17 protein-coding genes are annotated in these 18915 nt (G+C 66.1%); 12 read left to right on the forward strand and 5 right to left on the reverse strand.

Annotation, left to right across the window (positions count from 1 at the left end; translation table 11 throughout):
* Window positions 1–8 precede the first annotated feature (8 nt).
* The 9 genes from AC3A6J_RS06245 (at window position 9) to AC3A6J_RS06285 (ending at window position 11508) form a co-directional block, all read left to right on the forward strand.
* Window positions 9–1238, forward strand: coding sequence for a branched-chain amino acid ABC transporter substrate-binding protein (locus tag AC3A6J_RS06245; protein ID WP_487859040.1), 1230 nt, complete (start codon window positions 9–11; stop codon window positions 1236–1238).
* Between the two features lie 198 nt (window positions 1239–1436).
* Complete coding sequence (locus tag AC3A6J_RS06250; protein ID WP_487859041.1) at window positions 1437–2672, forward strand: branched-chain amino acid ABC transporter substrate-binding protein; 1236 nt, start codon at window positions 1437–1439, stop codon at window positions 2670–2672.
* Between the two features lie 71 nt (window positions 2673–2743).
* Entirely contained in the window at window positions 2744–3697 is a 954-nt protein-coding gene (locus AC3A6J_RS06255; RefSeq protein ID WP_487859042.1) for a branched-chain amino acid ABC transporter permease, read from the forward strand.
* A gap of 3 nt (window positions 3698–3700) precedes the next feature.
* Complete coding sequence (locus AC3A6J_RS06260; protein WP_487859043.1) at window positions 3701–5017, forward strand: branched-chain amino acid ABC transporter permease; 1317 nt, start codon at window positions 3701–3703, stop codon at window positions 5015–5017.
* The gene (locus AC3A6J_RS06265; RefSeq protein WP_487859044.1) at window positions 5018–5791 is read left to right on the forward strand and encodes an ABC transporter ATP-binding protein; all 774 of its coding nucleotides are present in this window, start codon (window positions 5018–5020) and stop codon (window positions 5789–5791) included.
* Window positions 5792–5802: 11 nt separating this feature from the next.
* Window positions 5803–6498 (forward strand): ABC transporter ATP-binding protein, encoded by a 696-nt coding sequence (locus tag AC3A6J_RS06270; RefSeq protein ID WP_487859045.1) that lies wholly within the window; start codon window positions 5803–5805, stop codon window positions 6496–6498.
* 187 nt (window positions 6499–6685) lie between these two features.
* The gene (locus tag AC3A6J_RS06275) at window positions 6686–8788 is read left to right on the forward strand and encodes a 3-hydroxyacyl-CoA dehydrogenase NAD-binding domain-containing protein (protein ID WP_487859046.1); all 2103 of its coding nucleotides are present in this window, start codon (window positions 6686–6688) and stop codon (window positions 8786–8788) included.
* The gene (locus AC3A6J_RS06280; protein ID WP_487859047.1) at window positions 8700–10292 is read left to right on the forward strand and encodes a M20 family peptidase; all 1593 of its coding nucleotides are present in this window, start codon (window positions 8700–8702) and stop codon (window positions 10290–10292) included. Before AC3A6J_RS06275 ends, AC3A6J_RS06280 begins: the two co-directional genes overlap by 89 nt.
* A 40-nt stretch (window positions 10293–10332) precedes the next feature.
* A complete protein-coding gene (locus tag AC3A6J_RS06285; RefSeq protein ID WP_487859048.1) occupies window positions 10333–11508 on the forward strand; it encodes an acetyl-CoA C-acyltransferase in 1176 nt (391 codons plus the stop codon).
* Between the two features lie 87 nt (window positions 11509–11595).
* Here the strand turns inward: AC3A6J_RS06285 and AC3A6J_RS06290 are convergent, their stop codons facing one another.
* Genes AC3A6J_RS06290 through AC3A6J_RS06310 form a run of 5 tightly spaced genes read right to left on the reverse strand, consistent with a single transcriptional unit; the run spans window position 11596 to window position 16173 of the window.
* Window positions 11596–12777: an ABC transporter substrate-binding protein gene (locus AC3A6J_RS06290; RefSeq protein ID WP_487859049.1), complete on the reverse strand. Its 1182-nt coding sequence runs from the start codon at window positions 12775–12777 to the stop codon at window positions 11596–11598.
* A 56-nt stretch (window positions 12778–12833) separates the two neighbouring features.
* Window positions 12834–13541 (reverse strand): ABC transporter ATP-binding protein, encoded by a 708-nt coding sequence (locus tag AC3A6J_RS06295; RefSeq protein ID WP_487859050.1) that lies wholly within the window; start codon window positions 13539–13541, stop codon window positions 12834–12836.
* Window positions 13528–14292 (reverse strand): ABC transporter ATP-binding protein, encoded by a 765-nt coding sequence (locus AC3A6J_RS06300; protein ID WP_487859051.1) that lies wholly within the window; start codon window positions 14290–14292, stop codon window positions 13528–13530. The genes AC3A6J_RS06295 and AC3A6J_RS06300 overlap by 14 nt, the downstream gene beginning before the upstream one ends.
* Window positions 14285–15307, reverse strand: coding sequence for a branched-chain amino acid ABC transporter permease (locus AC3A6J_RS06305; RefSeq protein WP_487859052.1), 1023 nt, complete (start codon window positions 15305–15307; stop codon window positions 14285–14287). The genes AC3A6J_RS06300 and AC3A6J_RS06305 overlap by 8 nt, the downstream gene beginning before the upstream one ends.
* Window positions 15304–16173 (reverse strand): branched-chain amino acid ABC transporter permease, encoded by an 870-nt coding sequence (locus AC3A6J_RS06310; protein WP_487859053.1) that lies wholly within the window; start codon window positions 16171–16173, stop codon window positions 15304–15306. Before AC3A6J_RS06310 ends, AC3A6J_RS06305 begins: the two co-directional genes overlap by 4 nt.
* 295 nt (window positions 16174–16468) lie before the next feature.
* Here AC3A6J_RS06310 and AC3A6J_RS06315 point away from each other — a divergent pair, with 295 nt between their 5' ends.
* From AC3A6J_RS06315 to AC3A6J_RS06325, 3 genes are read left to right on the forward strand one after another with little or no spacing between them, the layout of a single operon-like run.
* Window positions 16469–18322 carry an acyl-CoA dehydrogenase gene (locus AC3A6J_RS06315; protein ID WP_487859054.1) on the forward strand — a complete coding sequence of 618 codons (1854 nt, stop codon included), beginning with the start codon at window positions 16469–16471 and terminating at the stop codon, window positions 18320–18322.
* Between the two features lie 2 nt (window positions 18323–18324).
* Window positions 18325–18564 carry a hypothetical protein gene (locus tag AC3A6J_RS06320; protein WP_487859055.1) on the forward strand — a complete coding sequence of 80 codons (240 nt, stop codon included), beginning with the start codon at window positions 18325–18327 and terminating at the stop codon, window positions 18562–18564.
* A 29-nt stretch (window positions 18565–18593) separates the two neighbouring features.
* A complete protein-coding gene (locus AC3A6J_RS06325) occupies window positions 18594–18896 on the forward strand; it encodes a Dabb family protein (protein ID WP_487859056.1) in 303 nt (100 codons plus the stop codon).
* The last annotated feature ends 19 nt before the right edge of the window (window positions 18897–18915 follow it).

Raw genomic sequence — 18915 nt, forward strand, 5'->3', positions numbered from 1 at the left:
ACCTTGTCATGCATCCTGCGATCCACTCAGCTGCCTCCTGCGCCATCCTGCTTGCCGCGACGGCCGCGTTCGCCCAGAAGGGCGAGACCGTGAAGGTCGCCTGGCTCGATCCGCTCTCCGGCCTCATGGCGGCGGTGGGCACCAACCAGCTCAAGACCACGCAGCTGCTCGTCGAGGAATTCAACAAGAAGAACGCGTCGGGCGTGAAGTTCGAGCTGATCGCCATCGACAACAAGCTGAGCCCGCAGGAAACCACCGCCGCACTGCGCTCGGCCATGGACCAGGGTGCGCGCTACGTGCTGCAGGGCAATGGCTCGGGCCCGGCGCTCGCGATCATGGATGCGATCGAGAAGAACAACGCCCGCAACCCGGGCAAGGAGATGGTCTACATCAACTACGCGGCCGTCGACCCCGACCTGACCAACAGCAAGTGCAGCTACTGGCACTTCCGGCTCGACGCCGACACCTCCATGAAGATGGAGGCGCTGACCACCTTCATGAAGGAGCAGCCGGACATCAAGAAGGTGTACATCCTCGGGCAGAACTATTCGCACGGCCAGCAGGTCTCGAAGTTCGCCAAGGAAGGTCTCAAGGCCAAGCGCCCCGACATCGAGATCGTCGGCGACGACCTGCACCCGCTCGCGCAGGTGCGCGACTTCTCGCCGTACATCGCCAAGATCAAGGCCTCCGGCGCCGACTCGGTCATCACCGGCAACTGGGGTTCCGACCTGGCACTGCTTCTCAAGTCGGCCAACGACTCGGGCCTGAACATCAAGTTCTTCACCTACTACGCCTACGGCACCGGTGCGCCGACTGCCATGGGCGCCGGCTCCGACGGTCGGGTCTACGCCGTCGGCTACGGCCACTACAACATGGGCGGCGAGATCCAGCGCCTGATGGGCGAGTTCAAGAAGAAGATGGGCGACGACATGGTGCAGACCTCGATCTACACCGCGTTCGCGATGCTCGACACCGCCTTCGCGAAGGCTCGAACCACCGATCCCGTGAAGGTCGCGGCCACGATGGAGGGCATGAAGTTCAAGAGCTTCAACGGCGAGGTCGAGATGCGCAAGGCCGACCACCAGCTGCAGCAGGGGCTCTTCATCACCCGTTGGCAGAAGGCCGGCGGCAAGTTCCCCTACGACGCCGAGAACACGGGCTACACGCTGGCGCCCGTGAAGCACTACGAGGCGTACGTCGCGAGCACGCCGACCACCTGCCAGATGAAGCGTCCCTGAGGATGCGCGAGCCGGGTTCTACCCGTGGGTAGGAAATGCCTACCCGCGGGTAGCATCCCTTGGTTTTTCAGTGTCGCCTGCGCGATAGAAAACGGGCCCTGCGGCCGGCTTCTTACGGGCATTCCCTGAGGGGAGGGGCCCTAAACGCTTGTACGCTCGTGCAGCTTTCAAAACGGTTTTGACCAGGAGATATAGATCGTGAAATTCGCTCTGAAATTCGCTACTGCAGCCATCCTCACAGCCGCCGCCACCGGCGCCCTGGCCCAGAAGGGCGAAACCGTGAAGATCGCCTGGCTCGATCCGCTGTCGGGCCTCATGGCCGCGGTGGGCACCAACCAGCTCAAGACCTTCCAGTTCCTGGCCGAGGAGTTCAACAAGAAGAACGCCGCCGGCGTGAAGTTCGAGATCATCGGCATCGACAACAAGCTGAGCCCGCAGGAAACCACCGCCGCGCTGCGCTCGGCCATGGACCAGGGTGCACGCTACGTGGTGCAGGGCAACGGCTCCGGCCCGGCGCTCGCGATCATCGATGCGCTCGAAAAGCACAACGCCCGCAACCCGGGCAAGGAGATGGTCTACATCAACTACGCGGCCGTCGACCCCGACCTGACCAACAGCAAGTGCAGCTACTGGCACTTCCGGCTCGACGCCGACACCTCCATGAAGATGGAAGCGCTGACCACCTTCATGAAGGAGCAGCCCGAGATCAAGAAGGTCTACCTGCTCAACCAGAACTACTCGCACGGCCAGCAGGTATCCAAGTTCGCCAAGGACAACCTCAAGACCAAGCGCCCCGACGTCGAGATCGTCGGCGACGACCTGCATCCGCTCGCGCAGGTGCGCGACTTCTCGCCGTACATCGCCAAGATCAAGGCCTCCGGCGCCGACTCGGTCATCACCGGCAACTGGGGCTCCGACTTGGCGCTGCTCATCAAGGCGGCCAACGACTCGGGCCTGAACGTCAAGTTCTATACCTACTACGCCGTCACCAACGGCACGCCGACCGCCATGGGCGCGGCCTCGGACGGCAAGGTCTACCAGGTGGGCTACAGCCACTACAACGCGCCGGGACCGGTCCAGCCGCTGATGAACGAGTTCAAGAAGAAGTTCAACGACGACATGTACACCACCGCCGTCTACACGGTGTACGCCATGCTCAGCGAAGCCTTCGTGCGCAGCAAGTCGACCGACCCGGTCAAGGTGGCCGCCGCGATGGAAGGCATGAAGTTCAAGAGCTTCAACGGCGACGTCGAGATGCGCAAGGCCGACCACCAGCTGCAGCAGGGCCTGTGGATCACGCGCTGGCAGAAGGCCGACGCCAAGAACCCGTACAGCCCCGAGAACACCGGCTACACGCTGGCACCCGTCAAGTTCTACGAGGCCTACGTGGCCAGCACGCCCACCACGTGCCAGATGAAGCGTCCGACCTCCTGATCGAACGCTGAGCGGTCGAGGCCCGACGTCACCGCTCGGGCCTTTTTCTTTTCTACTGTTGCGAAAGACCGATGAACGTCGAATTCTTTGCCATCTCGCTGCTCAACGGCGTCAGCTACGGGCTGCTGCTGTTCATGCTGAGTTCTGGCCTGACGCTGATCTTCAGCATGATGGGCGTGCTGAACTTCGCGCATGCGAGCTTCTACATGCTGGGCGCGTACATCGCCTACACCCTGTCCAACATCGTCGGCTTCTGGCCGGCGCTGTTCCTGGCGCCGCTGCTCGTGGGCGCGCTGGGCGCCGCCTTCGAGCGCTACAGCCTGCGCCGCGTGCACAAGTTCGGCCACGTGCCCGAGCTGCTCGTGACCTTCGGGCTGTCGTACCTGATCCTCGAGCTCGTGCAGCTCGCCTGGGGCCGCTCGACCGTGCCGTACGGCCTTCCCGAGCAGCTGCAGGGGCCCTTGTTCACGATCTACGGCACCCAGTTCCCCAAGTCGCGCTCGTTCATCATGCTGGTGGCGGTGCTGATGCTGATCTCGGTGTGGCTGCTGCTCACGCGCACACGCATCGGCCTGGTGATCCAGGCGGCGCTCAAGCATCCTGAGATGGTCGAGGCGCTGGGCCACAACGTGCCGCGCGTCTTCATGCTGGTGTTCGGCGGCGGCGCCGCACTCGCAGGCCTCGCGGGCGTGGTCGGCGGCAACACCTACGTCACCGAACCGGCCATGGCCGCTTCGGTAGGCTCGATCATCTTCGTGGTCGTGGTCGTGGGCGGCATGGGCTCGCTGGCCGGCGCGTTCCTCGCGTCGCTTTTGATCGGCGTCGTCCAGACCTTCGCGGTCGCCATGGACCAGTCGTTCGCCGGCGGCCTCGAGATGCTCGGCGTCACCGTGACCGACCAGACCTTCGGCTACGAGCTGCTCAAGCTCACGATCTCGCAGGTTGCGCCCATCCTGCCGTACCTGTTCCTGGTGCTGATCCTCATCTTCAGGCCCAAGGGCCTGCTCGGCACCCGGGAGGACTGACGCATGACCGCAACCACCACCACGCCCACCACGCGCTACTACCGCTTCAAGCCCTGGAACATCGGGCGCTACCTGATCTGGTCGCTGTTCGCGATCGCGCTCATCGTCCTGCCGCATCTGTTCAAGAGCAGCCTGGCGCTCACCATGCTCTCGCAGATGGGCTATCTCATCATCATCTGCCTGAGCTACAACATCCTGCTGGGGCAGGGCGGCATGCTGAGCTTCGGCCACGCGGTCTACGTCGGCCTGGGCTCGTTCATCGCGATCCACGCGATGAACCTGGCCGGCGAGGGCAAGATTCCGGTGCCGCTGGTGCTGATCCCGCTCGTGGGCGGGCTGGCCGGCATGTTCTTCGCCATCCTGCTGGGCTTCGTCACGACGAAGAAGGCAGGCACCACCTTCGCGATGATCACGCTGGGAATCGGCGAACTCGTGGCCGCCATGGCGCTGATGTTCCCGACCTTCTTCGGCGGCGAGGGCGGCATCACCACCAACCGCGTCTACGGCGCGGGCTTCTTCGGCTTCAAGTTCGGCCCCCAGATTCAGGTCTACTACCTGATCGCGGCGTATTGCTTCGTCTGCACGGCACTGATGTACGCCTTCACGGGCACGCCGCTCGGCCGCATGCTGAATGCGGTGCGCGACAACCCCGAGCGCGTGGAGTTCATCGGCTACAACACGCAGCGCGTGCGCTACATCGCGTTCATCATCGCCGGCTTCTTCGCCGGCATCGGTGGCGGGCTGGCGTCGATCAACTTCGAGATCGTGAACGCGGCCGACAGCCTGAGCGCGATCCGCTCGGGCGGCTACCTGCTGTTCACCTTCCTGGGCGGCGCGGTGTTCTTCTTCGGGCCGATCATCGGGGCCGTGCTGCTGGTCTTCGCCTCGATCCTGCTGTCGGAACTATCAAAGGCGTGGCAGCTGTACTTCGGCCTGGTGTTCGTGTTCATGGTGATGTTCGCGCCGGGCGGCATTGCGAGCCTGGTGATGATGAACCTGCGCGTGGCCAAGTTCGGCAAGTTCCGCCGCCTCTGGCTGCTCTACGTCGCGCTGGCCGTGGCGCTGGTGCCGGTGGTGGTGGGCGCCGCGGCGTTGATCGAGATGATCTATCACATCCAGCTCAATTCGGCGCTCGGCCCCGAACTGCGGTTCTTCGGCACCACGCTCGACACCTCGGGCATGGCGAGCTGGCTCGGCGCCGCAGCCATCCTGGCGATCGGCCTTGCCGCGCTCGAGGTGGCACGCCGGCGCTTCGTGCGCGTCTGGGGCAAGGCGCAAGAAGAGATCGAAGCAGAAATCAAGCGTCGGGAGGCGGCGTAAATGAGCGCGCAATATGCATTGGAACTGAAGGCGCTGCGCAAGGCCTTCGGCAAGACAGAAATCATCCGCGGCGTGGACCTGGCCGTGAAGGCCGGCGAGCGCATCGCGATCATCGGACCGAACGGCGCGGGCAAGTCGACCCTGTTCAACCTGATCAGCGGGCGGCTCGCACCGTCGAGCGGCGAGGTGCTGTTGAACGGCCTGCGCATCGACGGCAAGAAGCCGTACGAGATCAACCGGCTCGGCCTGTCGCGCAGCTTCCAGATCACCAACATCTTCCCGAAGCTCAGCGTGTTCGAGAACCTGCGCTGCGGCGTGCTGTGGAGCCTGGGCTACCGCTACACGTTCCTGCGCTTCCTGTCCAACCTCGACGATGCCAACGCACGCACCGAGGAGCTGCTGCGCCAGATCGGCCTCGAACGCAAGCGCGACGTGCAGGCGGTGAACCTCACCTATGCCGAGCAGCGGGCGCTCGAGATCGGCGTGACCATCGCGGGCGGCGCCAGCGTGATCCTGCTCGACGAGCCCACGGCCGGCATGAGCAAGACCGAGACCGCGCACTTCATCTCGCTCATCAAGCACGTCACCACGGGCAAGACGCTGCTCACCGTGGAGCACGACATGGGCGTGGTGTTCGGGCTGGCCGACAAGATCGCGGTGGTGGTGTATGGCGAGGTGCTCGCCTTCGACACCCCGGACGCCGTGCGTGCGAACGCGCGCGTTCAGGAGGCCTACCTGGGCTCCACCATCGCCGATGCGCAGGCGGGACACTGACACCGGACATCATGCTGAAGCTTCACGACATCCACGCCTATTACGGCAAGAGCCATGTGCTGCATGGCGTTTCGTTCCACGTCGGGCCGGGCGAGATCGTGGCCCTGCTCGGGCGCAACGGCTCGGGCCGGTCGACCACCGCCAAGGCCATCATGGGCCTGGTGCATGCCGAGGGCACGCTGCGCTGGAAGGACACGGACATCCTGCGCAAGAAGGCCTACGAGATCGCCCACATGGGCATCGGCTACGTGCCCGAGAACCGTGACATCTTCCCGCGGCTCACGGTGCACCAGAACCTGCTGCTGGGTCAGAAGGGCTCGGGCAAGGGCAGCCGCTGGTCTTTCGACGACATGTACGAGATGTTCCCGCGCCTGAAGGAGCGGCAGCACACCGAGGCCGGCGTGCTCTCGGGCGGCGAGCAGCAGATGCTCACGCTGTGCCGCACGCTCATGGGCGACCCCGACCTGATCATCATCGACGAGCCCACCGAGGGCCTCGCGCCCAAGATCGTCGAACTCGTGGCGCAGTACCTCAAGACGCTCAAGGACAAGGGCGTCTCGGTGCTGCTGATCGAGCAGAAGCTCACCATCGCGATGCAGATCTCCGACCGCGCGCTGGTCATGGGCCACGGCAGCATCGTGTTCGACGGCACGCCCGACAGCCTGCGCGCCGATGCATCGATCCGCAAGGAATGGCTGGAAGTCTAGGCTTCCGAGGCGAGACAGCGGGACCTTCGCGGTTTTCGCGCAGGTTCCGTTTTTTCTTTTTGCGGCTTCGCCCCCTTGTCCCAACAGCGACTGCGTGCCATTGTTGCGCTGCGCCAAAAGCCTAAAATCCCCGGAAAAGAACACTCGTGCTTTTTCGTACTTTTCTTCTCACACCAAGGAACGCAGCATGACGGCTGAATACAAAGTGCTCGGCGATGTCGCCGTGATCACCATGACCAATCCCCCGGTCAACGGTCTCGGTTTCTCGACCCGCATCGGCATCACCGATGGGCTGTCGAAGGCCAACGCCGACGACGCCGTCAAGGCCATCGTCATCACGGGCGCCGGCAAGGCGTTCTCGGGCGGTGCGGACATCAAGGAATTCGGCACCCCCAAGGCGCTGCAGGAGCCCAACCTGCTGAGCGTGATCCTCGCGCTCGAGGCCTCGCCCAAGCCCATCGTCGCGGCGATCCATTCGGTGTGCATGGGCGGCGGCCTCGAGCTCGCGCTCGGCTGCCACTACCGCATCGCCGCACCGGGCACCGGCATTGCGCTGCCCGAGGTCAAGCTGGGCCTGATCCCCGGTGCCGGCGGCACGCAGCGCCTGCCGCGCGTGCTCGGCGTCGAGACCGCGCTCAACATGATCGTGAGCGGCGAGCCGGTGAAGAGCGAGGTGCTCGCCTCGCTGCCCGGCCAGAAGCTGTTCGACCGGCTCTCGGCGTCGGCCGAATCGGTGTTCGAGGAGGCCGTGGCCTTCGCCAAGTCGGTCGCCGGCAAGGGAGGTGAGCTGCCGCTGGTGCGCAACCTGCCATGCCGTCATCCGCAGGGCGACGCGTACTTCCAGTTCACGCGCAACATGGTCGGCGGCATGTCGAAGAACTACCCCGCGCCGCTCAAGTGCATCGACGCGGTGCAGTCGGCCACCAAGATGAAGTTCGACGACGGCATGGCCGAAGAGCGCCGCATCTTCACCACGCTGATGTTCACGCCCGAGTCGCTGTCGCTGCGCCACCTGTTCATGGCCGAGCGCGCCGCTTCCAAGATTCCCGACGTGCCCGAGGACACGCCCAAGCGCGAGATCAAGTCCGTCGGCGTGATCGGCGCCGGCACCATGGGCGGCGGCATCTCGATGAACTTCCTGAACGCCGGCATCCCGGTGAAGATCCTCGAGATGAAGCAGGAGGCGCTCGACCGCGGCATCGCCACGATCCGCAAGAACTACGAGGGCCAGATCAAGAAGGGCAAGCTCAAGCAGGACAAGTACGACCAGCGCATGGCGCTTTTGAGCACCACGCTCGACTATGCCGACCTGAAGGACTGCGACCTGATCATCGAGGCCGTGTTCGAGGAACTCGGCGTGAAGGAGAAGGTGTTCAAGCAGCTCGACGAGGTGGCCAAGAAGGGCGCGATCCTCGCGTCGAACACCTCCACGCTCGACGTCGACAAGATCGCAGCATTCACCAAGCGGCCGCAGGACGTGGTCGGCATGCACTTCTTCAGCCCGGCCAACGTGATGAAGCTGCTCGAAGTGGTGCGCGGCAAGGAAACGGCCAAGGACGTGCTCGCCACGGTGATGGCGATCGCCAAGAAGATCCGCAAGACCGCGGTGGTCTCGGGCGTGTGCGACGGCTTCATCGGCAACCGCATGATCGAGCAGTACTCGCGCCAGGCCGGCTTCCTGCTCGATGAAGGCGCCACGCCGCAGCAGGTCGACCGCGCGATCGAGAAATTCGGCTTCGCGATGGGCCCGTTCCGCATGGGCGACCTGGCGGGCAACGACATCGGCTGGGCCATCCGCAAGCGCCGTGCGGTCGAGCGTGCCGACATGAAGTACAGCCGCACGGCCGACAAGCTCTGCGAACTGGGCCGCTTCGGCCAGAAGACCGGCGCGGGCTGGTACGACTACAAGCCGGGCAAGCGCGACGCGATCCCGTCGGATCTCGTCAACAAGATGATCGAGGACCATCGCAAGGAACTCGGCGTCACGCCGCGCAGGATCTCCGATGAAGAGATCGTGCAGCGCCTGGTGTATGCGCTGGTCAACGAAGGCGCGCACATCCTCGAGGACGGCATCGCGTCGAAGCCGAGCGACATCGACATGGTGTACCTGACGGGGTACGGCTTCCCGATCTGGCGCGGCGGCCCGATGCACTATGCCTCGCAGGTCGGCCTCTACAACGTGACGGAGACCATGAAGCGCTTTGCCAAGAACCCGCGCGACGACGCTTCCTTCTGGGAGCCTGCGCCGCTGCTCCAGAAGATGGTCGCCGAAGGCAAGTCGTTCGGCTGAGCGCACCGCAAAGGAATCTCGACCGCCCATGTTGAAACGCATCTTCCTGGGGCTGCTGCTGGCGCTCGTGGCACTGGTGGCGGCCGTGGCGGTCAAGACCTGGACCACGCCGTCGCGCCAGCTCGCGGTGGCGCCGGCGCCCAAGCTGCCGATCGACCTGGAGGCCGCTGCCAAGCGGCTCTCGGGCGCGATCCCGATCCGCACCGTGTCGAGCCTCGACGACCCGGCCGCCAGCGGGGCCGAGTTCGACCGGCTGCATGCCTACCTCGAACAGCAGTACCCCAAGGTCCACGCCACCCTGAAGAAGGAGGTCGTGGGCCAGAAGGCGCTGCTCTACACCTGGCCCGGCAGCGACTCCGCAGCCAAGCCGATCGCGCTGATGTCGCACCAGGATGTGGTGCCGATCGCCCCGGGCACCGAAAAGGCCTGGAGCGTCGATCCCTTCGGCGGCGAGATCAAGGACGGCTTCGTCTGGGGCCGCGGCACGCTCGACAACAAGGGCAACCTGTTCGCGCAGTTGGAGGCCATCGAGCTGCTTCTCGCGAGCGGCTTCCAGCCGAAGCAGACCGTCTACCTCGTGATGGGTGACGACGAGGAGGTGAGCGGCCTGCGCGGCGCGCTGCCGATCGCCGAGCTGCTCAAGTCGCGCGGTGTGCGGCTCGACTGGGTGCTCGACGAGGGCCTGCTGGTGCTCGACGGCGTGCTGCCCGGGCTCTCGCAGCCGGCCGCGCTGATCGGCCTGGCCGAGAAGGGCTATGCCACCTTCTTCCTGTCGCTCGACACCGCGCCCGGCCACTCGTCGATGCCGCCGGCCCGCAGCGCCATCGGCCGCCTGAGCGCTGCGCTCGCACGGCTCGAAGCGCATCCGATGCCCGGTGGCATCCGCGGCGTTGCGGGCGAGATGTTCGGCACGCTCGCGCCCGAGATGAGCGGCATCAACCGCGTGCTGCTGTCGAACCTCTGGCTCACCGAGCCGCTGGTGCGCAGCCAGCTCGAAAAAAGCCCGAGCAGCAATGCGATGCTGCGCACCACCACGGCGCTCACCATCGTGCGCGCCGGCAACAAGGACAACGTGCTGCCCGGCCGCGCCGAGGCGGCGGTCAACTTTCGCGTGCTGCCGGGCGACACCCTCGAGAGCGTCGAGGCGCACCTGCGCAGCCAGCTCGCGGACGACGACATCCAGATCAAGCGCTACCCGGGCAACGCCGAGGCCTCGCCGGTCTCGCCGACCGACAGCGCCGGCTACCGCGCGATCGCGCAGGCGGTGCGCGAGTCGTTCCCCGACGCGCTGGTCGCACCAGGCCTCATGACAGCGGCCACCGACTCGCGCCACTTCAGCCTCGTGAGCGACGCGGTGTTCCGCTTCTCGCCCTACCGCATGAAGAGCGAGGACCTCGCGCGCTTTCACGGCAACAACGAACGCCTCGCCATCGCCAACTACGGCGAGATGATCGGCTTCTATCACCAGCTCCTGCGCAACACCAGTGGCGCGCCGGCGCAATGACAACCCATCCGTTTCCCTTCCATCTTCAAAGGACATCACCATGACCAGCGCCGTCATCGTTTCCACCGCCCGCACGCCGCTCGCCAAGAGCTGGAAGGGTGCCTTCAACATGACGCATGGCGCCACGCTCGGCGGCCATGCGGTGCAGCACGCCATTTCGCGCGCCGGCATCGACGCAGGCGAGGTCGATGACGTGGTGATGGGCTGCGCCACGCCCGAGGGCGCGACCGGCTCCAACATCGCGCGCCAGATCGCGCTGCGCGCCGGCTGCCCGATCACCACCTCGGGCATGACGATCAATCGCTTCTGCTCGTCGGGCCTGCAGACCATCGCCACCGCCTCGCAGCGCATCATCGCGGGCGAGGGCGAGGTGTACGTGGCCGGCGGCGTCGAGAGCATCTCGTGCGTGCAGAACGAAGCCAACAAGCACATGCTGACCGATCCGTGGCTGACCAAGCACAAGCCCGAGATCTACTGGAACATGCTGCAGACGGCCGAGCAGGTGGCCAAACGCTACAACATCGGCCGCGATGCCATGGACGAATACGGCGCCGCGAGCCAGCAGCGGGCCACCGCCGCGCTAGAGGCCGGCAAGTTCAAGGACGAGATCGCACCGATCACCGTGCTGGCCGGCGTGGCCGATGCCGTGATGGGCCTGCGCACCAAGGAAGTCACGATCGAGAACGACGAAGGCATCCGCCCCGGCACCACCAAGGAAGGCATCAGCGGCATCCGCTCCGCAATGCCCGGCGGCCTGATCTCGGCCGGCAACGCCAGCCAGTTCTCCGACGGCGCAGGCGCCTGCGTGGTGGTCGACGAGAAGTACGCCGAGCGCAAGGGCCTGAAGCCGATCGGCCGCTTCCTCGGCTTTGCCGTGGCCGGCTGCGAGCCCGACGAAATGGGCATCGGCCCCGTCTTCGCGGTGCCCAAGGTGCTGGCCAAGCTCGGCCTGAAGGTCGGCGACATCGACCTGTGGGAACTCAACGAGGCATTCGCGGTGCAGGTGATCTACTGCCGCGACAAGCTCGGCATTCCCGCCGACCGCCTGAACGTGAACGGCGGCGCCATCGCCGTGGGCCACCCCTACGGCGTGAGCGGCCAGCGCCTCACGGGCCATGCGCTGATTGAAGGTAAGCGCCGCGGCGCGAAGAAGGTGGTGGTCACGATGTGCATCGGCGGCGGTATGGGTGCTGCGGGCGTGTTCGAGGTGCTGTAAGCCCCGGGGCCCGGTCACCGGGCGCCCAAGAAACAAAAGCCCTTCGGCGCCGTGCGCGCCGAAGGGCTTTTTTTCGACAGCCGCTTTTTACTTGCCGAGTTCGCTCAGGCTGACCGGCTTGATCTTGCCGTCCTCGACCGTCACCACCACCGGGTCGACGATGGTGGCGCCCACGTTGTCGATGCCGCGGAAATCGCCCGCGTTGTACTTCTGCGGCAGCTTCGCCAGTGCCTCGCCGAGCTTGGCACGGATCGCGGTGGCATCCGTGGTGGTGCCGGCCAGCGTCATCGCCGCGGCCAGCGCGTGCGTCAGCGTGTAGTTGTAGGACGATTCACTGGTCGGCTGGCGGTCGGCACCGAAGGCCTTGCGGTAGGCGGCAGAGAAGGTCTTGGCGCCTTCGCGCTCGTCGGTGGACACCGGGAGCACGCCGACCGAGCCGTTGAGCGGTTCGAGCCCGCCGGTGATCTTGGCCATCTCGTCGACCTTGGCCTGGTCCATCAGGATGAAGCCGCCCTTGAAGCCCAGCTCGCGTGCCTGCTTGGCGACCAGCGCGGTCGGCTCCGACGGGCCGCCGATGAAGAGCACGTCGGGCTTCTCGGCCAGCACGCGGCTCACGCCGCTGTAGAAGTCGGCCGACTTGTTGTACGACATCGGGTTGTTCGACACGACCTCGCCGCCCAGCTTCTTCCAGGCCGGCTCGAACAGCGCCGACCAGGCCTTGGCATAGTCGTGGTCGGCCGGCAGCATGCCGGCCTTCTTGCCGAACTTCTTCATCTCGTACTTCGAGAACGGCTCGATGTAGCCGACGAAGCTCGGCGGGATGCGCACCGTGAGCTTGTTGCCCACCTCGGTGATCTTCGGCGTGCTCGAGTACGCCATCACGATGAACTTCTCGCGCTCGTTGAAGGCCTGCATCGCATAGATGCCGCCCGAGTGCGGCACGAACACCGCCGGCACCTTCGACTGCTGCACCAGCCGGCGCGCATTGATCGCGGATTCGGCCGGCGAGTACTTGTCGTCGAGCGCCGCCAGTTCGAGCTTGACCTTCTTGCCCGCGACCGTGAGGCCCGCTTCGTTGATCTCCTTGATGGCCATCTCCATGCCATCGACCACGTTCTTGCCGTAGAGCGCGGCACCGCCGCTGAGCGGCCCGGTGAAGCCGATCTTGACAGTCTCCTGCGCACTGGCGCCCGCGGCGGCAAAGGTTGCGGCCAGTGCAAGGGCCAGCGGCAGGCGTGCGAAGCGGCGGCGGGTAGGGGTAGCGGTCATTGTTGTCTGTCTCCTGGATGGGTTGGTACGCGGAAAGAAATAAAGGGAAGGGGCGTTCAGGCGCCGATGTAGGCCGCGCGCACGGCCTCGTTGTTGAGCAGCGCCTCGCGGTCGCCCTCCAGCGCGATGCGCCCGCGCTCGATCACGTAGGCGCGGTCGGCAATGGCCAGTGCCGAGTAGGCATTCTGTTCGGCCAGTAGCACCGTGGTGCCGGCCTCGTTGATGCGGCGGATCACGTCGAACACCTGCTTGACCACCAGCGGCGCCAGGCCGAGCGAGGGCTCGTCGAGCAGCAGCACCTTGGGCCGGCCGAGCATTGCGCGGCCGATGGCCACCATCTGCTGCTGGCCGCCCGAGAGCGAGCCGGCGGGGTCGTTCTGCTTCTGCAGCAGCACCGGAAACAGGCTGAACACCTCGTCGAGCGTGCGGGCGATGCCGGCCTTGTCGCGCCGGTGCACATAGGCGCCGAGCGTCAGGTTCTTCTTCACTGTCATCTCGGGGAACAACTTGCGCCCCTCGGGGCAGTGCACCAGCCCGGCCTGCACGATCTGCGCCGGCCGCTTGCCAGTCAGGTCGTGCTCGCCCATGCGGATCGATCCGCCCGCCGTCTTGTGGATGCCGCTGGCGGCCAGGAAGATCGAGCTCTTGCCCGCGCCGTTGGCCCCCAGCAGCACCACCAGTTCGCCCTGCTCGGCGTGCAGCGAGATGTTGTCGAGCGCGCGGAAGCTGCCGTACTTGAGCGTGACGCCTTCAAACCGCAGCATGGTCGGCTCCCAGGTAGGCCTCGATCACATGCGGATCGCGCCGGACTTCGTCGGCGGTGCCCTCGGCGATCTTCTCGCCGTTGTTGAGCACCACGATCTTGTCGGCCAGCTGCATGATCATGTCCATCTTGTGTTCGATCAGGCACACGGTCTTGCCGTGGCGCACGAGTTTGCGGATCAGGTCGGCCAGGCCCACCGTCTCCTCGGGGTTCACGCCGCCGGCCGGTTCGTCGAGCAGCAGCAGTTCGGGGTCGGTCGCGAGTGCAAGCGCGAAGGCCACGCGCTTGCGTTCCTCCTGCGTGATGTCCGCGGCAATGCGGTTGGCCACGTGGGCCAGGCCGACGAAATCGAGCGCCTCCATCGCCTTCGCTCGGCACAGCCGCTCCTCCTCGCGCAGCCGGGCCGTGTTGAGCAGCACGTCCCACAGGTTGGCATGGGTGCGCAGGCGATGTCCGACGATCAGGTTGTCGAGCACCGTGGCGTTGTCGAACAGGCTCGTGGTCTGGAAAGTCCTGGCCACGCCAAGCCGCGCAATGCGGTCGGGCCGCATGCCGGTCACGTCCTGGTCCTTGAACACGATGCGCCCCGAGGTCGGCGCATGCGTGCCGGCGATCAGGTTGAAGAAGGTCGTCTTGCCGGCACCGTTGGGGCCGATGATCGCGGTGATCTGGCCTTCGGCGATGCGCGTCGATACCTGGTCCACGGCGGTGAGGCCGAAGAATTTCTTGGTGAGTGCCTCGACTTCAAGCATGGCCGCGTGCCTCCGACTTGCCGTCCGCGGCCTCGATGCCGCCGGCCGCGCGCGGCGGTGGCGCCGACGCGCGCGCGCGCCGCCGCGCCCTGTGCTTGAGCCAGGTGCCGACGATGCCGTCGGGCAAAAAGATCACCAGCGCGACCAGCACCGGGCCGAACACCAGCATGCGGTAGTCCTGCAGGAACTGCAGGCTCTGCGTCATCCAGGTCACCAGCAGCGTGCCGACCAGCGGCCCCATCAGCGTGCCGATGCCGCCGACGAGCGTGAACATGATCAGGTCGAAGGTCACGACCTCGCTGGCCACGTCCGGCCCGAGAAAGCGCACCTGCCCGGCATAGAGCGCGCCCGCAAAGCCGGCGTAGATCACCGACAGCACGAACGACAGCGTCTTGGTGCGCATCAGGTCGACGCCCAGCGCCTCGGCCAGCATGTCGCCGTTGCGCACCGCCATGAAGGCGCGCCCGAGCAGCGAGTTGACGATGCGCGACATCAGGAAGGTGCCCAGCACCAGGAACGCGAGCGCCAGGTAGTACTGCGCGACCGGCGTCTCGAACTGCAGGCTGCCGATGCCGGTAGGCGCCGGGATGCCCATGATCCCCACCGTGCCGTGGGTGAGGCTTTCCCACTTCTCGATCAGCAGGTACATGATGTAGCTCACGCACAGCGTGAAGATCGAGAAGTAATGGCCCTTCAGGCGCAGCGACAGCAGGCCGACGAAGTAGCCCAGCACGCCGGTCACCACGCCGGCCAGCGCGAAGGCCACCCAGAAGGGCACCGCGTAGTCGGTGGTGAGGATGCCCACGGTGTACGCGCCCACCGCCATGAAGGCGCCGTGCGCCAGGTTGAACTGGCCGGTGTAGCCGGTGATCAGGTTCATGCCCAGCGCGGCGAGCGCCATGATGAAGGCGAGCGACACCACCGAGATGATGTAGGTGTCGCTGGCGAACAGCGGAAAGACCAGCGCCACGGCGAGCAGCGCGAACCAGGGCCAGCGGGTGGCGAGCTTGCTCATGCGCGTGCCCCCTTGCCGGTGAACAGGCCCTGCGGCCGGAACGAGAGGATCACCACCAGCAGCACGAAGGCGATGATGTCCTTGTAGTCGGTCGAGAAGTAGAAGCCGCCGAAGGCCTCGGCCATGCCGATGATCAGCCCGCCCACGATGGCGCCCGGGAAGCTGCCCATGCCGCCCAGGATGATGATCACGAAAGCCTTGGTGATCACCAGGTTGCCCATCGCCGGATAGATCAGGTTGATCGGCGCATAGAGCATGGCCGCCACCGCCGCCAGCGCGCCCGAGATGGCGAAGACCAGCAGCGTGACCCGGCCGGCATCGATGCCCACCAGCGCGGCGCCGTCGCGGTTCTGCGCCATCGCGAGGATGGTCGAGCCCAGCACCGTGTGGTTCAAGAACAGGTGCAGCAGCCCCATCAGCAGGAAGGCGCCGGCGATGATCAGCAGGCGCTGCAGCGGCGAGGTCAGGCCGAAGATCTCGACGATCTGTCCATAGGGTGTCTGCATGCGGTGAAACTCCGCACCGAAGAGCGCCTGCACGCCGGCCTCCAGGAAGAGCAGGATGCCGATCGCCGCGATCATGTCGTGCAGCTCGGGCGCGTTGCGCAGCGGGTGGAACACCAGCACCTGCGCCAGCATGGCGATGACCGCCACCGTGGCCGCTGCGCCGAGCATGGCGAGCCAGTAGTTCAGGCCCAGCGCCGTCATGAGGTAGTAGCCCGCGAAGGCCCCCGTCATGTAGAAGGCGCCGTGCGCGAAATTGGGCACGTGCAGGATGCCGTAGACCAGCGTCAGTCCCAGCGCCACGAGGCTGTAGACCCCGCCAACGGTCAGGCCGTTCAGCAGCTGCTGAAAGAAGATTTCCATTCTTGTCTTTCCCCTTGTGAGCCCGTCACGGGCCGGTGTGCCAGCGATTGCGGCTGGGCAGCGGAAATTCTGGGTGCGCGCGGCATCGCCGGCCCTTGAGGTTTGCCCCAACTCCGTCACGTGCGCGACTCGCATGCGTAAGCACCGCGGCCCCGGCGCCCGGCGGCCGCCTTGTCATGAAGGAGTCACGGCGCCGGGGACGATTGATTTACATTGAGGCGGCTCCACCGAACCTGCGCACGGCCGCGCCCATGCGCTGGGACTCTTCCGTACGACGAACTGCCCGCCCACCGACATGACGCTGCGTCCCACCCTCGACTTCCTGCTCTACGACTGGCTCGACGCCGAATCGCTCAACCAGCGCGAGCGCTTCGCCGACCACTCGCGCGAGACCTTCGACGCGGTGCTCGATACCTGCGAGCGCATTGCGCGCGAGAAGTACGCGCCGGCCAATCGCATCGTCGACACCCAGGAGCCGCACTTCGACGGCGAGAAGGTGATCCTGCCGCAGGCCACGCACGATGCGCACCGGGCCTTCGTCCAATCGGGAATGATGAGTGCGGCGCAGGACTACGACATCGGCGGCATGCAGCTGCCCTACACGCTGCAGGCCGCGGCCAACAGCTTCTTCGCCATGGCCTCGGTGAGCATCGGCTCCAACATGCTCACGAGCGGCAATGCCAACCTGCTGATGGTGCACGGCACGCCGATGCAGCAGGAAGTGTTCGCAAAGAACGAATTCGCTGGCCGCTGGGCCGGCACCATGTGCCTGTCGGAGCCCCAGGCCGGCTCGTCGCTGAGCGACGTGGCGACGCGCGCGGTGCCCGATGGCGACGATTTCAAAAGCGACCCGCTCGGCCCGCGCTACCGCCTCACCGGCAACAAGATGTGGATCTCCGCCGGCGACCACGAGCTGACCGAGAACATCGTGCACATCGTGCTCGCGAAGATTCCCGACGAGAACGGCAAGCTGGTGCCGGGCACGCGCGGCATCTCGCTGTTCATCGTGCCCAAGCGCATGGTCGACACGCAGGGCCAGCTCACGGGCCAGCGCAACGACGTCGCGCTCGCGGGCCTGAACCACAAGCTCGGCTGGCGCGGCACCACCAACACGCTGCTGAACTTCGGCGAGGGCAGGTACCCGGTCGACGGCAAGGCCGGCGCGGTCGGCTACCTGGTGGGCGAGCCCGGCAAGGGCCTGCACTGCATGTTCCACATGATGAACGAGGCGCGCATCGGCGTCGGCACCGCCGCCACGATGCTCGGCATGGCCGGCTACCAGGCCTCGCTCGAATACGCCAAGACCCGGCCGCAGGGCCGCCTGGTGAAGAAGCCCGAGAAGCCCGGCACGGCCGTCGTCAAGGACTCGGCCAGCCCGCAGGTGCGCATCATCGAGCACGCCGACGTGCGCCGCATGCTGCTTGCGCAGAAGGCGTACTGCGAAGGCGCGCTGGCGCTCGAGCTGTACTGCGCCCGGCTGGTCGACGAGCAGAAGACCGGCGAGGCGCAGACCGCCGACGATGCCCGGCTGCTGCTGGAGGTGCTCACGCCCATTGCCAAGAGCTGGCCCAGCGAGTGGTGCCTCGAGGCCAATTCGCTCGCCATCCAGGTGCACGGCGGCTACGGCTACACGCGCGACTTTCCGGTCGAACAGTACTGGCGCGACAACCGCCTGAACATGATCCACGAGGGCACCCACGGCATCCAGGCCGCCGACCTGCTCGGGCGCAAGGTGCTGATGGAGAAGGGCCGGGGCCTGCAACTGCTGGCCGGCCGCATCACCGCCACCATCGGCCGCGCGGCCGCGGTGCCGGCGCTGGCCGCCCACGCCGAGGCGCTCGGCGCCGCGCTGCAGCGCATCGGCAGCGCGACCGAAGCGGCCTGGGCCACGGGCGACCCGGCCGATGCGCTCGCCAATGCCGTGCCCTACATGCAGGCCTTCGGTCACACGGTGCTGGCCTGGATCTGGCTCGACGTGGCGTGCCGCGCGCTCGAGATCGACGCGCAGAAGGCGAGGGCGGTCACTGCTGGCAAGATCGGGGCCACGGACTATTTCTTCCACTACGAGCTGCCGAAAATAGGCGCCTGGCTCAACGTGGTCGAACGCCGCGACTCCACCTGTACCGTTTTGCCCGAGGACGCTTTCTGACAATGGCCGACGCCACCCCCGACAACCAACCGACTCCGACCCCGACCCCGCAGAACCCGCACGCCCGCCTGGAGAAGTGGATCTGGATCCTGATCTACGGTGGGCTCTTCGCCGTGATCCTCGGCCTTGCCATCGGCCGCACCGAACCGGCGATCGGCTGGTCGATGGGCGTTCCCGGCGCCGTGGCCGCCGCGGTGGGCATCGTGCTCATCTACGTGCGATCCCGCCTGGACGGCAAGTAAAACGAAAGAACGAAGGAACGAAAGACGCCATGCTCAAGCACATCGTGATGTGGAAGTTCAAGGAACATGCCGAAGGCGCCGACAAGGCCACCAACCTGCGCAAGGCCAAGGCGCTGCTCGACGCCTGCGAGAAGCTCTCGCCCGGCACGCTGCGCTTCGAGGTGGCCACGGCCCAGCCCGGGCTCGAGGCCACCTACGACCTGATCCTCTATTCGGAATTCGCCGACGCGGCGGCGCTCGCAGCCTATGCAGAGCATCCGCAGCACGTCGCGCTCAAGCCCTTCCTCGGCGCCGTGCGCGAAGAGCGCCAGTGCATGGACTACACCGTCTGACCCCGACCCCCTCGAACGA

Source organism: Variovorax sp. Soil_C_39, assembly GCF_057656815.1.